This window comes from Streptomyces sp. NPDC088732 (assembly GCF_044751205.1).
Lineage (GTDB): Bacteria > Actinomycetota > Actinomycetes > Streptomycetales > Streptomycetaceae > Actinacidiphila.
In genome coordinates, this window is the sequence record NZ_JBIVLI010000008.1 from 179,868 (window position 1) to 193,614 (window position 13,747).

Below are 13,747 nucleotides of genomic sequence, written 5' to 3' on the forward strand. Positions count from 1 at the left end.
CCCATCACCACCCATATGAACGCACTTGCCCAACTTCGCGCTGGCCGAAAGGCGCGTCGCATCCCTCAGCTTCTGGTCGGCCTGGTGGGATACGGAGTCGCCGTGATGACGCTCGTCCAGTCCGGGCTGGGTGCGGCCAGCTGGAACGTGCTCACGGAGGGCGCCGCCCAGGTTCTGGGCATCTCGTTCGGCTGGACGACCAACCTGATCTCCCTGCTGGTGCTCCTCGCATGGATTCCCCTGCGAGAGCTGCCCGGCCTCGGCACGCTCCTCAACGTGGCCATCGTGGGATTCGCCGCAGATGCCACCGCCACCGTGCTCCCCCACCCCCAGGGGACACTCGCCGAGATGGGATACCTGATGGTCGGCCTCGTCGCACTGGCCTTCTTCGACGCGCTCTACCTCGGCGCACAATTCGGATCGGGCCCCCGCGACGGCATCATGACCGGACTTGTCCGGCGCACCCGCCTGCACATCGCGGCCGTACGCACCGGCATCGAGGTCACCGTCGCCGGCGCCGGCTGGCTTCTGGGCGGAACCGTCGGGGTCGGAACCGTGCTCATCGCACTGTGCATGGGGCCCCTGGTCGGCTACTTCCTGCCGCGCGTGGCGGTTCGTCTCCCCGCCGTTGCCGCAGACGACGGACACCATCCAGTCGATGGCACCGGCCGTTTCCGCCCCGACTCGGCACGGGGCAGCGGCGACCGCGCGAACTCCCCCTCGGCGGAACTCTGTCCACCAGGCAGAATCGTTCGAGGCAAGCCCTAGCGGTGGCCGGCCATCCAGGCCGCGACCTGCACCCGCGAGCTCATGTTGAGTTTCGCCAGGATGCGCTGCACGTGACCGTGCACGGTCCGCTCGGAGATGACCAGCCTGCGGGCGATCGACCGGTTCGTGAGGCCGCGGCCGATGAGGACGGCGACCTCCCGCTCCCTGACGCTCAGCGGGCTGCCGGAGGGCGCCGTCGCCGAGGGGGACGGCGGCGGCGCGGACTCCAGCAGCCCCCGCACGTCGCCCGAGGCGGCAAGCTCCGCGCCCGTGCGGTACGCCACGGCGAAGGCGCTCTTCCCCAGGGCGTCCCGGAGGTTCCGGTCGCAGTGCCCGTGGTGGACCAGCAGCGAGGGGAAGAAGGTCGGCGGGCTGTCGGTGCGGTGGCTGAGCGTGTCGGCGGCCCCGAGGAGGGCGGCGGCGCGCCGGGCGTCGCCCTCCCCGTCGGCGATCCACGCGAGGACCTCCAGGCAGGCCGCGGTCAGCAGCGGATGGCCGATGTCGTCGGCCATCCGCAGGCTCTCCCGCAGCCGGGCCGCGGCGTCCTCGGCGTGCCCGCCGCGCCACAGCGAGAGGCCGGTGCCCCACAGCAGGTAGGACCGGAACACCGACTCGCCGCGTGCGGTGGTGAAGGCCAGCGCCTCCTCGAAGCGCCGCCGCGCCGACTCCCCGTCGGACCGCAGTTCGTGGGTGAGGGCGAGCATCGTCAGGGCGGACAGGTGCAGCAACTCGCAGGTGTCCGGCGCGTCGAGCGCGGCGACGGCGTCCTCCAAATGCGCCTGGGCCCGGACGAAGTCGTCGCGGAAGAGTGCGGCGGTGCCCTCGGACAGGGCGGTGATCCCGTGCACCGACGGGTCGGTGGAGGCCGCGTCGATCGCGCGCGCCCTGGTCAGCAGGGCGTCCACGGCCGCGCGGTCGCCCTGAGGGGCCGTCAGCGCGCAGTCGGCGTAGACCACTCCCGCCAAAGCGTCACCGTCCGCTTCCGCCTCCTGGCCGAGCAGCCGGTCCAGCCAGCGGCGTCCCTCGCGGAACAGGCCCCGGGCGTTCCAGTACGGGAAGAGGTCGCCCGCCGTCCGCAGGCCGGCCCGGGGGTCCCGGAGCACCTGGCGGTCCAGGACGTCGCGGAAGTTGGGCATCTCGCGGTCGACGCGGGCGATCCACTCCAGCTGGCGCGGCCCGACGAACTCCGCGCGGGCGCGCGCGGCGAGACCGGTGTACCAGTGGCACAGGCGGTCGATCGCCTCGTCGGCGCATCCGGCCTCCCGTGCCTTCGACCGGCCGTACTCGCGCAGTGTCTCCAGCATCCGGAAGCGCACCGCCGTGCCGTCGGTCTCCTCCCGTACCAGCACGGACTTCTCGTGGAGTGAGGTCATGACGTCGAGCACGTGATCGGATCCGCAGACGGCGGTGGCGGCCGTCATGTCGATGCTGCCGGCGAAGAACGCCAGGCACGACCAGACCCGTCGCTCGGCGGGGCTGCAGAGTTCGTGGCTCCACTCCACGGACAGCCGGAGTGTCTGCTGGCGGGTCGGGATCCCGCGGCCGCTGCGGGTCAGCAGCGCGAACCGGTCGCTCAGCCGGTCCAGGATCTGGGCGGGCGACAGGGTGCGCAGGCGCGCCGCCGCGAGTTCGATGGCGAGCGGCAGCCCGTCCAGCCGCCGGCAGACGGCCGCCACGACGCCCGCGGTGTCCGCGGTGAGTGCGAACCCGGGGGCGGCGGCGGCCGCCCGCTCGACGAAGAGGGTGACGGCGTCCGACTCCCCGGGCCGCGCGGAGGTGTCGTCGCCGGGAAGCGTCAGCGGGGGAACCCGCAGGACCGTCTCGCCCCCGATCCGCAGTTCCTCGCGGCTGGTGCACACGAGGTGGACCGGCGGGCAGGAGCGGAGCAGGCGACCGCACAGGGCCGCGACGCCTTCGACGATCTGCTCGCAGTTGTCGAGGACCAGCAGGCGGCAGCCGTCGGCGAGGAAGTCCACGAGCGCGTCCTCGGTGGACCTCCCGGCCGGCGCCCGGACGCCGAGGGTTCCGGCGACGACGTCGGCGAGGAGCGCCGCGTCGGACAGCTCCCCCAGGTCGACGAGCCACACCCCGCCGGGGAAGCTCCGGCGGGACCGCTCCGCGGCGCGCAGCGCCAGCCGGGTCTTCCCGACCCCGCCGGGTCCGGTCAGGGTCACCAGGCGGGCGCCGCGAAGCGCTCGTACGGTCTCGGTCAGCTCGTTGCGCCGGCCCACGAAGCTCGTCACCTCGGTGGGCAGGTTGCCTTCGGCTCCGGGGCGCCCCGGCTGCCTCCCGGTGGGACGGCGGCCCTCACGCGTGGTGCGCCCGGCGTCGTCGCCGGCCATACCTGCCATTCAACCACCACGGCCTCGGCGGGTGTCCCCGGTGACAACGCACCGGATGCACACCGGTACGCGGTGTGACCGCCGCACGGGGGTCAGGCGCGGGGGGCGGGGAGCCAGACGCGCATGGTGGCCGGGCCCCGGTTGCCCCAGCGGTGGTAGGGCACCAGCCGGACCCGCGTCCGCTCCCCCGGCGCCTCCGGCGGCTCGCCGTACGGCCAGCCCCGGTGCCCGGGCAGCACCGTGGTCGCCGGGGCCTCCAGCTCGACCAGGCCTGCTTCCTCGTGCTCGACGAGGGGGCCCGCCGTGTCCACCTGGACGAGCTGCTCCCGGGGGTTCTCCGCGCAGTAGACGATCGGCCCGCGTTCGACCGCGACGCAGCCGCGCACCGCGTCGATGCGGGGGTCCGGCCAGACCCAGCGCGGCCGGAGCGGCAGTTCGAGCCGGAAGCGGTCGCCGGGCCGCCAGGTCTTCTCGACGTGGACCTGGGCGCCCTCGCGGCGCACCGCGGCGGCACCGGCCGCGACCTCGGCCCCGGACGCCCAGGGCGGCAGGCGGAGGGAGACCGTGCGCGGGGCGGCAGGGGCGGCGAGTACCTCCACCTCGGCCCCGCCCGACACCGGGTAGCCGGTCTCCACCCGCAGGGCGAGGCCGTCGTGCCGGATCTCGGAGGGGGTCAGGTGGTGGATCTGCACGCCGTCGCCGGTCGCGGTGGCGAGGTAGGCGGGAAGGGAGGCGAGGGTGCGGGCGAGGTTGTTCGGGCAGCACGACACGGAGAACCAGGGGGCGCGCAGCCCGGTCCCCGCCCGCGGGCTGACGCCGTCGGAGGGTTCGCCGGGGACGCGGACCTGGAGGGGGTTGGCGTAGTAGAACGAACGCCCGTCCAGGGCCGGCGAGGTGGCGATGACGTTGTAGAGGGTGCGTTCGGCGAGGTCCGCGTAGCGGGAGTCGCCCGTGGCCAGCAGGAGCCGGTGGCACAGCATGAACGACCCGACCGCGGCGCACGTCTCGGAGTAGGCCCGGTCGGGCGGCAGTTCGTAGTCGTCGCCGAACGACTCCCCGGCGTGGCGGGACCCCATGCCGCCGGTGAGGTGGACGCGCCGCTCGACGGTGCGCTCCCACTGCTCCCGCACGGCGGTCAGCAGGGACGCGTCCCCGGTCTCGACAGCGACGTCGACCGTGCCGCACGCGAGGTACATCGCCCGTACGGCGTGGCCCCGGAACACCTTCGCGTCCCGTACCGGCACGTCGTCCTGGAAGTAGGCGCGGCCCAGCTCGATGTCGGCGAGCGCGGGGGTGCCGCGCCTCTCGACGAAGCGCCGGGCCATCTCCAGATAGCGGTCGGCCCCGGTGGCCCGGTAGAGCTCGACCAGGGCCATCTCGATCTCGGGGTGGCCGCAGACCTCCGGGGACTCCATGAAACGCCGGCAGATGTGGTCGGCCGCCCGGCGGGCGGTCTCGGTGAGCGGGCCCGGCCCGGTCCGGCGCAGGCGGGCGACGCCCGCCTGGATGAGGTGGCCGAAGCAGTAGAGCTCGTGGCCCCACTCGAAGTCGCGGTAACGGTCGCCGCTCCATCGGGTGTTGAGGTAGCCGTCGGCCTCCTGGGCCCGGGCGACCACCGATTCCAGCGCCTCGAACCGCGGGTCGCCGGCCCAGGCCATGGCCTCCAGCAGTTTGTAGACCTCCGAGTCGGCGAACTCCCTGCCGCGGGCCGGCTCGCCGCGGAAGTTGCCGATCCATCCGCTCCTGTCCATCCATTCGAGGCAGTGCCCGATGATCACGTCCTGGTTGAGGGTCTGCCGGTCGCCCCAGAAGCCCGGGGCCAGCCGGACGGTGTCCAGCCCCAGCGGGGTCAGTACGCCTGCGGACGGAACGACGGGGTCAGCCACGTAGTGCTCCTGTCATGAATCCGCGCACGTAGAAGCGCTGGAGGGCGAGGAAGAGGATCAGGCAGGGGACGGCCATGAACATCACGCCCGCCTGCATGACCGGGTAGTCCACGGCACCGAAGTTGTGCACCCGCATGTTGACCACCGCGACGGGCAGCGGCAGTTTGTCGCCCGAACTGATCAGAATCAGCGGGGCGACGTAGTCGTTCCAGGAGGCGAGGAAGGCGAACAGACCGACCGTCACCAGGCCCGGGGCCACCAGCGGCAGCAGCACCCTGACCAGGGTGCGGAGGCTTCCGCAGCCGTCGACCCTCGCGGCGTCGTCGAGGGTGCGGGGCACGGCCTCGAAGGCGTTGCGCATCATGAACACCGCGAACGGCAGCTGGAACATGACCATCACCAGGGCCAGGCCGACGAGCGAGTCCTGCAGGCCCAGTTCGCCGAGGAGCACGTACAGCGGGATGAGGATCGTCGGGTAGGGCACCATCAGGATGGCGAGGACGAGGGCGAACAGCAGGCCGCGGCCGGGGAAGGCGAAGCGCGAGAAGGCGTAGCCGGCGAGGGTGGCGACGAGGAGGGTTCCGGCGACGGTGAGCGCCACGAGCACCACGGTGTTGGTCAGATAGGTGCCCACGCCCTCGCCGTACGTGGCCAGCTTCCGGTAGTTGCCGAGGGTGAAGGAGTCGCCGGCCCGCACCGACGACCACGCGCTCCATCCGATCGGGTAGACGAACACCACGGCGAGCGCCGCGAGGGCGAGACGTCTCACAGGGTCCTCCTCCTGATGGAGACGAGCTGCACGGCGTTGAGGACGACCAGCGCGACCAGCACGAGCACCGACATCGCGGCGGCCGAGCCCAGGTCGAACCGGACGAACGCCTCACGGACGATGACCATGACGACCGAGGTCGTGCTGTTGCCGGGCCCGCCCCTGGTGAGGATGTAGAACTGCTCGAAGCCGAGCAGCGAGCCGGTGACCATCAGGCAGAGCACCAGGGCGATGGTGGGCCGCATCAGCGGCAGCGTGATCCGCCGGAACGCCTGCACCGCCGAGGCGCCGTCCACCCGTGCCGCCTCGTAGAGTTCGGTCGGGATGGACTGCAGGCCGGTGAGCAGGATGACCATGTTGAACCCGGCCCACCGCCAGATCACCAGGGTCACCGTGGACCCGAACGCGACGTTCGGGTCGCCCGCGGTCCAGGACACCGGCTCGTCGATGAGGCCGATCGCCTCGAGCATCCCGTTCAGGGGGCCGATCTGCTCGCTCAGCAGGCCGAAGAAGAGCAGGGTCGCGGTGGCCCAGCCGACGGCGGCCGGCAGGAAGAACGCGCCCCGGAACAGGCCGGTCCCCCGCCCTCCGTTCTGGATCATCAGGGCCAGGGCGAAAGAGACGGCGAAGAGCAGGACGGTGACGATCGCGGTGTACTTCAGGGTGAACACCACCGCGTCCACCACGAGGGAGTTGTCGGCGATGCGCTGGTAGTTGTCGGGTGCGTTGAAGGACGGGGACGCCAGCAGCGGCCACTTGTTGAGGGACATCCAGACGACGAGGCCGAGCGGCACCAGGAAGAACAGGCCGACCACGACGGCGGCGGGAGCCGCGTAGGCGAGCCCGGTCAGGCCCTCGGAACGCCGCCGCCGGCGGCGGGCACGAGCGGCCGTACCGCGCGCGGCCGTGCGGGGTTCTGCTGAATCCGTCATGTTCTCTCCAGCTGCGGTCCGGCACACCGCCGGTGTGCCGGACCTGTCCTATTGCTGGTTCAGTGAGGCGGAGATGGTGCCGGCGCCGTCCTTCAGCGCCTTGGCGGGGTCGGAGCCGAACAGCGCGTCCCGCAGGGTCTTCACCCACGGGCTCTGCGGGTCGTTGTAGGACTCGTTGAACTTCAGCGCGTAGGGCGTCCGGCCGTCGGCCATGATCTCGTTCATCGCCTGCACCCGGGGATCGTCCGCGGTGATGTCGGTGCGGGCCACGGTGGACATGCCCTTGGCCTGCAGGTCCGCCTGCACCGTGTCCGAGAGGGTGTAGGCCAGGAAGTCCCAGGCCGCGTCGGCGTTCTTGCTGGTGGCGCTCACGCCGATGACGTCGCCGCCGACGAAGGTGGACTTGCCTCCCTTCACGCCCGGGATCGGGGCCACGCCCACGTCGATGCCCTTGTCCTCCAGCAGGCCGAGCCAGGTGGACGGTCCCGGGGCGATGCCGATGTCGCCGGCCTGGAGGGCGCCGAGCCAGGTCGTCCCGTTCTCGTCCTTGGAACCGGGCGCGGCCACGCCCTCGGCGTAGAGCGTGCGGTAGACGTCGAACACGGCGGCCATCTGCGGGTCGTCGACGGTGCTCGCGGTCCCTTCGGCGTTCATGACCTCGCCGCCGTCGGCCCAGACGGACGGCCAGAACGTGAAGACGTCGCAGCCGCCGCAGTTCCCGCCGAAGTAGGTGCCGTAGGTCTTGCCGCCGAGCTTCTTGCGGATCGTCGTGGCCTGGTCGGCGAACTCCTGAAGCGTCGCCGGGGCCTTGTCCGGGTCGAGACCGGCCTTCTTGTACAGGTCCTTGTTGATGAACATCACCGAGATGTCGACGGTGTGCGGGACCGCGAAGAGCCTGCCGTCCTGGGTCGCCTCCTTGATGTGGGCCGGGGCCACCTTGTCCTTGAACGGGAGCGACTCGAACCGGTCGGTGACGTCCTGCCACAGGCCCTGGGAGATGTAGTTCGGCGCGAACACCACGTCCGAGGCGAACAGGTCCGGCAGGTTCCTGCCGCCCGCCGCCGTGGCGATCTTCGCCGGGTACTCCTCGTTCGGGAACGCGGTCACCTCCACCTTGTTGCTGTGGGAGGCGTTGTAGGACTGCGCCAGTGCCTTGGTCTGAGCCTCCGTCGCGGCTCTGGTCCACACCGTGATGGTGGACGCCGCCGAGGACGTGCCGGGCTTGTCCGCCGACCCTCCTGAGTCGCTGCAGGAACTGGCCAGCACCGCCGCACACGCCACGGCGAGCGCGGCGGCGACCTTGCGTCCGGACGATCGCGATTCCATGTCTTCCCCCTCTGCATCCCCAGAGAAGCACCGAAAACTGACCTGAAAGGTTTTTGGAAACGTAGGATCGGCGGCCGGGGCTGTCAAGGGTTCGGAGTGAGGTACGTCACTTGTCCACCACGCATGTCCCCTCTATATTCAGGCAAATTGGAGCAGGCAGCCTGGGACGCAGCGTCCTCCCTCCTCACGAAAAGGTTCTCGGAACGATGAGTTCTCAGCGGCGACGGGCGACCACGATCACCGATGTGGCCTCGCTCGCGGGGGTGTCGATCGCGACCGCGTCCAAGGCGCTCAACGGCGGTAACCAGGTCCGCGCCGAGACCGTGCAGCGGGTGCTGCGGGCGGCCGAGGAACTCGCGTACCAGCCCAACGCGCTCGCCCGGAGCCTGATCTCCGGTCAGACCCGCACCGTGGGGCTGCTCACCAGTGACAGCGTCGGCCGTTTCGGCATCCCCGTGATGCTCGGCGCGGAGGACGCCTTCGGCACGGGGGAGATGGCCGTCCTGCTGTGCGACGCGCGCGGCGACTCCATCCGCGAACAGCACTACGTACGCACCCTGCTGGCCCGTCGCGTCGACGGGATCATCGTGGTGGGCGAGAGCACCGACCGGCGGCCGTCGATCAGCCGCGACCTGCCGGTGCCCGTCGTCTACGCCTATGCGCCCTCGGACGATCCGCGGGACGTCTCATTCGTGCCCGACGACGTCGGAGGGGCCCGCCTCGCCGTCCAGCACCTGGTGACCGTCGGCAGACGGCGCATCGCCCACATCACCGGGCCGACCGACTACCAGGCCGCGCAGGACCGTGCCGCCGGCACCCTCGGCGCGCTGGAGGAAGCGGGGCTCGCCCTCTCCGGCGGCCAAGTGCTCTTCGGGGCCTGGTCGCAGCGGTGGGGGCGGCAGGCGGCCGAGATCGTGCTCGGCTCCGACCCCGGGATCGACGCCGTGGTGTGCGGGAGCGACCAGATCGCCGCGGGCTTCGTCGAGGCCGCCCGCGAGCGGGGCCGTCGTGTGCCCGAGGACATCGCGGTCGTCGGGTACGACAACTGGGAGGTGCTGTCCACCGAGACCAGGCCCCCGCTGACCACCATCGACATGAACCTCGAAGTGCTGGGCCGCACGGCCGCCCAGCACCTGTTCGCCGCCATCGACGGCCAGGCCGGCTCGGGAGTGCACCGCATGCCGTGCAGCCTGACGATCCGTGACTCGACCCTGCCGCAGTAGCGCGACCCGCCGACGGGCTGCCGCCTACGCGCCGCCGGGACGCGGCGGTGCGCTGTCCTCCGGCGCTGTCGCGGGCCTGGTGTGGAGGACTTCGCGGGCCTGTTCGGCGGCGCGGGTGATGCTCTCGCTGATGAAGTCGAGGAAGCGGGCGATGTTCTCCAGGCGGGCGGCGGCCGGGGTGTCGGGGCCGAGGACGGCGACACCCTGACGGGCCGTCGCGACGAGATGGTCGTTGGCCCGGGCGCTGGCGATCGTCGCCTGGAAGAAGAGCTCGTCGTCGACGACGTAGCGGTCGCGGCGGCGTTCGTCGCGTTCCCGGCGCACCAGGCTCTGACTCTCCAGGAACGAGATCGCCTTGGAGACGGACGCCGGGCTGACCTGGAGGCGCGAGGCGAGCTCGGACGCCGTGAGGCTGCCCGCGTCCGTGGTGAACAGGCAGGTCAGCACGCGGGCCGGCGTCTTGCCCAGGCCGGAGCCCATCAGCACGGTCGTAAAGGTCTCCTCGTACGCCGCGACGGCCGCGGCGTCGCGTCCGTGCGACTGGGGATCCGTCTGCGGAGCCCGGGGGGACGCGGGCCGGCGCCGGTGCGCGCGGTGTTCGGTGGCGCGGTGCGCCAGGTCGGCGCGGTAGGCGGTGGGGCCGCCGTTGCGCATCACCTCGCGCGTGACCGTCGAGGTCGGACGGTCCAGGCGCCGGGCGATCTCGGCGTAGGGGAGGCTGTCGGCCAGCCCCAGCGCGATCTGCTGGCGTTCGGACTGGGTGAGCCTGCCTCCCGGCATCGCGATCTCCTCGGTGGTTCCTCACGGCGGTCCCTGACTCCCCCACCATAGCGTTCACTCCTTACCCATTGCAATGCACGAGAGATCTGTCGTTGCGTTACTTTCAGGTCCGTTGCAACACTTTCTAGTCCTTGAGCTGCGCATTTATGGATGCGATGCAACAAGCATGTTGTCGTGAGATGGAAAGCAACGTAGCGTTTCTCATGTCGGAAACAAGGAACGAGCACAGGAGAGAACGATGCAGAAGTTCGACACCCCGGCCCCGGTGACCGCGATCCTGAGCATCCCGGCCGGCCGCGTCCAGGTGATCGCCGCCGACCGCGCCGACACCACCGTCGAGGTCGTGGCCGCCGATCCCGCCAAGGGCCGCGACACCAAGACCGCCGAGCAGGTCACCGTCACCTACGCCGGCGGCATCCTGCGGATCACGGCGCCCGACGCCAACCGGCTCATCGGTCCTTCCGGTTCCGTGGAGGTCACCGTCCAACTGCCCGCCGGCTCCCGCATCGAGGCCAAGACCGGCAGCGCCGAGCTGCGCGGGGTGGGACGCCTCGGCGACGTGGTCTTCGACGGCGCGTACCGCCACATCAAGATCGACGAGGCGGCGGGCGTCCGCCTCACCGCGGTCGACGGCGACGTCGAGATCGGCCGGCTGGGCGGTCCCGCGGAGATCAGCACCGCGCGGGGCGACATCCGGATCACCGAGGCAGTGCGCGGCACGGTCGTGCTCAGCACCCAGTCCGGTGACATCTCGGTCGGCGCGGCCGCCGGCGTCTCGGCAGCCCTGGACGCCGGAACGGGCCACGGCCGCATCGTCAACGCCCTCAAGAACGACGGCACCGTCGAACTCGACATCCGCGCCACCACCCCGCAGGGCGACATCACCGCCCGCAGCCTCTGAACAGCGCGGCGCCACCACCGCCCCGCCGGACCCGCCGCGGCCGAGATCCCTTCGGCCGCGGCGGGCGCGGCAGGCCTGGGCAGGGGCCCACGATTCCGCGCCGGGCCCCGCACACCACGTACAGGACATCTCACGCGAGCAAGGGGAATCCCATGACGAACAACAGCACGTCCAGGGCCGGTGCGCAGTGGTCCGGCATGGTGCCGGTCGAGGACACGGCCCTGGCCGTCACCGACTCCGGTGGCCCCGGCATCCCCGTGGTCTACCTCAACGGCCAGTTCGCCACCCAGGGGTACTGGCGCCGCGTCCTCGCCGAACTCGGCCCGCAGTGGCGGCACATCACCTTCGACGAGCGTGCCCGCGGCAAGTCGGGGCGCTCGTCGGACTACTCCTTCGAGGCGGCCGTCCGGGACGTCGACGCCGTCCTCGCCGCCAGGAACGTGGACCGGGCCCTGGTCATGGGCTGGTCCTACGGCGCGGTCGTCGCGGCGCACTGGGCCGACCGCAACCCGCAGCGCGCCCTGGGCGCGGTCCTGGTCGACGGCGCGTTCCCGCACGACTGGCTCGACGAGGCCATGGAAGTACGCATCCGCAAGCTCTTCCGGCGCATGAGCTGGTTCCTGCCCCTGCTGCGCCCGACCGGCCTGGCCCCGCGGATGACCGCCGCACAGCAGGCCGAGAGCAACATCGAGCTGGGCGTGCTCTCCCGCGAACGCGAACTGGGCCCCGTGCTGGACCGCATCACCGTCCCCGTCCGCTATGTCGTCGCCTCCGGCACGTCCCTCGGCAGCCGCGGCGACGAACAGGAGCGCATCCGCGCCGGCCTCGACGCGGTGACCTCCCGGAACCCGAACATACGGATCGCCGCGAAGGTCGCCAGCAACCACGGTGCGATCCTCAAGAAGGACTACCCTGCCGTCGCCCGGGCCCTGCGCGACATCGCCCCGCAGGAGGGCACGAGTCACTGAGCACCGACCGGCGGACGCGGAGGCGCGGCGGGCGGGCGGGCGGCGAGTGACGCGGGCCACCACACAACGAGACCGGATGCGCGCACATCGGGCCCCGGGCGTCCGAACCGCCTCACCGCCGGGATCCCGGTCGTAGATTCCAGTTCAGCAGTGCGGGCCCGCGGACGCGTGGCACATGCACGCGGCCCGGACCACGGCCCGTCCGGCCGGGCTCACGGCGTGCGAGGTGCGGCGCCAGGAAGCCCGCGGCCCGCCGCCGTCATCCCTGGAGGAGTTCCGACCGATGAAGACCGTCACCCACTGGATCGCCGGCAAGCCGTTCACGGGCGCCCCGGGTGCCCCCGGCACCTGGGGCACCGTGACCGACCCCGCGACCGGAGAGGTCACCGCGCAGGTGGCAATGGCCGGCGCCGAGGAGGCCGACGCGGCGGTCGCCGCGGCCAAGCAGGCCTATGCCACCTGGCGCACGACCTCGCTCGCCGATCGGATCGCGATCCTCTTCCGCTACCGCGCCCTGCTGGACGCGCGCCGCGACGACATCGCCGCGCTGATCACCGCCGAGCAGGGCAAGATCCACGCGGACGCCCTCGCGGAAGTCGCGCGGGGCCTGGAGATCGTCGAGCTGGCCTGCGGGATCGGCACGGCGCTCAAGGGTGACACGTCCACGGAGGTGTCGGGCCGTGTCGACGTGGCGTCGTTCCGGCAGCCGCTCGGTGTGGTCGTCGGCATCTCACCGTTCAACTTCCCCGCCATGATCGGCATGTGGATGTTCCCCATGGCGATCGCCTGCGGGAACACCTTCGTGCACAAGCCGAGCGGAAAGGCCCCGTCGGCCTCCATGCTCCTCGCGGAACTGGCGGCCGAGGCCGGCGTGCCCGACGGTGTGCTCAACATCCTGCACGGCGACAAGGTCGCGGTGGACGCGCTGCTCGACCACCCCGACGTGGCCGCGGTGTCGTTCGTCGGCTCCACGCCGGTCGCCCGCCACGTCTACAGCCGGGCCGCCGCGAGCGGCAAGCGCGTCCAGGCCCTCGGCGGGGCGAAGAACCACATGCTGGTGCTCCCCGACGCCGACCTCGACGCGGCGGCCGACGCCGCCGTGACCGCCGCCTACGGATCCGCCGGCCAGCGCTGCATGGCCGTCTCCGTGGTGGTCGCGGTCGGCTCGGCGGGCGACGCACTCGTCCCGCGGATCGCCGAACGGGCCGCCCGGATCACGATAGGACCCGGGAACGACCCGGCGTCCGAGATGGGCCCGCTCGTCACCCGGGAACACCGCGACGAGGTCGCGGCCCACGTCGCGGGCGCTGCCGCCCAAGGCGCCGACGTGGTGCTCGACGGCAGGGATTTCACCGTCGAGGGTCGGGAGAATGGCCACTGGATGGGCGTCACCCTGCTCGACAGGGTCAGCACGGAATCGGACGCCTACCGCAACGAGATCTTCGGTCCCGTCCTGTGCGTGGTCCGCGTGGAGACCTTCGAGGAGGGCCTGGCCGTCGTCAACGGCTCCCGGTACGGCAACGCGAGCTCCGTCTTCACCCGCGACGGCGGCGCGGCCCGGCGGTTCCAGTTGGAGGTCGAAGCCGGGATGGTCGGCGTGAACGTGCCGATGCCCGTGCCGGTGGGCTACCACTCCTTCGGCGGCTGGAAGGACTCGGCCTTCGGCGACCACCGTATGTACGGGAGCGAGGCCGTGCACTTCTACACGCAGGGCAAGGTGGTCACGAGCGTGTGGCCGGAAGCCGCAGCTCGGGCCTCCCGCTGAACCCCGCGCCGGGAGGCGGTGCGCCACCGCCGACGATTCCGCCCAACTCCGCTGTCCCGTCGTCGCGTTGATGTCCCACAGACGGTC

11 protein-coding genes are annotated in these 13,747 nt (G+C 71.7%); 5 read left to right on the forward strand and 6 right to left on the reverse strand.

Annotated features, from left to right (window positions below; genetic code table 11):
- Positions 1–105: 105 nt before the first annotated feature.
- Positions 106–768, forward strand: a complete 663-nt coding sequence (locus tag ACIP9H_RS16135) for a YitT family protein (protein WP_401959483.1) — start codon at positions 106–108, stop codon at positions 766–768.
- Here the strand turns inward: ACIP9H_RS16135 and ACIP9H_RS16140 are convergent.
- From ACIP9H_RS16140 to ACIP9H_RS16160, 5 genes are all read right to left on the reverse strand, one after another.
- Complete coding sequence (locus ACIP9H_RS16140; RefSeq protein WP_401959485.1) at positions 765–3,110, reverse strand: ATP-binding protein; 2,346 nt, start codon at positions 3,108–3,110, stop codon at positions 765–767. The two genes, ACIP9H_RS16135 and ACIP9H_RS16140, sit on opposite strands and share 4 nt — an antisense overlap.
- A 92-nt stretch (positions 3,111–3,202) precedes the next feature.
- Positions 3,203–4,996, reverse strand: coding sequence for a glycoside hydrolase family 127 protein (locus ACIP9H_RS16145; protein WP_401583236.1), 1,794 nt, complete (start codon positions 4,994–4,996; stop codon positions 3,203–3,205).
- Positions 4,989–5,765: a carbohydrate ABC transporter permease gene (locus ACIP9H_RS16150; protein WP_401959487.1), complete on the reverse strand. Its 777-nt coding sequence runs from the start codon at positions 5,763–5,765 to the stop codon at positions 4,989–4,991. Before ACIP9H_RS16150 ends, ACIP9H_RS16145 begins: the two co-directional genes overlap by 8 nt.
- On the reverse strand, positions 5,762–6,697 hold the full coding sequence (locus tag ACIP9H_RS16155) for a carbohydrate ABC transporter permease (protein ID WP_401583239.1): 936 nt from the start codon (positions 6,695–6,697) through the stop codon (positions 5,762–5,764). The genes ACIP9H_RS16150 and ACIP9H_RS16155 overlap by 4 nt, the downstream gene beginning before the upstream one ends.
- A gap of 48 nt (positions 6,698–6,745) precedes the next feature.
- Positions 6,746–8,023 carry an ABC transporter substrate-binding protein gene (locus ACIP9H_RS16160; RefSeq protein WP_401583240.1) on the reverse strand — a complete coding sequence of 426 codons (1,278 nt, stop codon included), beginning with the start codon at positions 8,021–8,023 and terminating at the stop codon, positions 6,746–6,748.
- Between the two features lie 206 nt (positions 8,024–8,229).
- On the opposite strand from ACIP9H_RS16160, the gene ACIP9H_RS16165 reads away from it, so the two are divergent.
- Positions 8,230–9,246: a LacI family DNA-binding transcriptional regulator gene (locus tag ACIP9H_RS16165; RefSeq protein WP_401583241.1), complete on the forward strand. Its 1,017-nt coding sequence runs from the start codon at positions 8,230–8,232 to the stop codon at positions 9,244–9,246.
- A gap of 24 nt (positions 9,247–9,270) precedes the next feature.
- Here the strand turns inward: ACIP9H_RS16165 and ACIP9H_RS16170 are convergent, their stop codons facing one another.
- A complete protein-coding gene (locus ACIP9H_RS16170; RefSeq protein ID WP_401583242.1) occupies positions 9,271–10,026 on the reverse strand; it encodes a helix-turn-helix domain-containing protein in 756 nt (251 codons plus the stop codon).
- Positions 10,027–10,264: 238 nt separating this feature from the next.
- Between ACIP9H_RS16170 and ACIP9H_RS16175 the strand changes: the two genes are divergently transcribed.
- The 3 genes from ACIP9H_RS16175 (at position 10,265) to mmsA (ending at position 13,660) form a co-directional block, all read left to right on the forward strand.
- On the forward strand, positions 10,265–10,927 hold the full coding sequence (locus tag ACIP9H_RS16175; RefSeq protein WP_401583243.1) for a DUF4097 family beta strand repeat-containing protein: 663 nt from the start codon (positions 10,265–10,267) through the stop codon (positions 10,925–10,927).
- Between the two features lie 152 nt (positions 10,928–11,079).
- Positions 11,080–11,895: an alpha/beta fold hydrolase gene (locus ACIP9H_RS16180; RefSeq protein WP_401959491.1), complete on the forward strand. Its 816-nt coding sequence runs from the start codon at positions 11,080–11,082 to the stop codon at positions 11,893–11,895.
- 283 nt (positions 11,896–12,178) lie between these two features.
- Positions 12,179–13,660: a CoA-acylating methylmalonate-semialdehyde dehydrogenase gene (gene mmsA / locus ACIP9H_RS16185; RefSeq protein WP_401583246.1), complete on the forward strand. Its 1,482-nt coding sequence runs from the start codon at positions 12,179–12,181 to the stop codon at positions 13,658–13,660.
- Positions 13,661–13,747: the final 87 nt, after the last annotated feature.

Coding starts and splice junctions, on each gene's coding strand:
- ACIP9H_RS16135 (WP_401959483.1), top strand. CDS start 106: ATGACGCTCGTCCAGTCCGGGCTGGGTGCGGCCAGCTGGAACGTGCTC.
- ACIP9H_RS16140 (WP_401959485.1), bottom strand. CDS start 3,110: ATGGCCGGCGACGACGCCGGGCGCACCACGCGTGAGGGCCGCCGTCCC.
- ACIP9H_RS16155 (WP_401583239.1), bottom strand. CDS start 6,697: ATGACGGATTCAGCAGAACCCCGCACGGCCGCGCGCGGTACGGCCGCT.
- ACIP9H_RS16160 (WP_401583240.1), bottom strand. CDS start 8,023: ATGGAATCGCGATCGTCCGGACGCAAGGTCGCCGCCGCGCTCGCCGTG.
- ACIP9H_RS16165 (WP_401583241.1), top strand. CDS start 8,230: ATGAGTTCTCAGCGGCGACGGGCGACCACGATCACCGATGTGGCCTCG.
- ACIP9H_RS16170 (WP_401583242.1), bottom strand. CDS start 10,026: ATGCCGGGAGGCAGGCTCACCCAGTCCGAACGCCAGCAGATCGCGCTG.
- ACIP9H_RS16175 (WP_401583243.1), top strand. CDS start 10,265: ATGCAGAAGTTCGACACCCCGGCCCCGGTGACCGCGATCCTGAGCATC.
- ACIP9H_RS16180 (WP_401959491.1), top strand. CDS start 11,080: ATGACGAACAACAGCACGTCCAGGGCCGGTGCGCAGTGGTCCGGCATG.
- mmsA (WP_401583246.1), top strand. CDS start 12,179: ATGAAGACCGTCACCCACTGGATCGCCGGCAAGCCGTTCACGGGCGCC.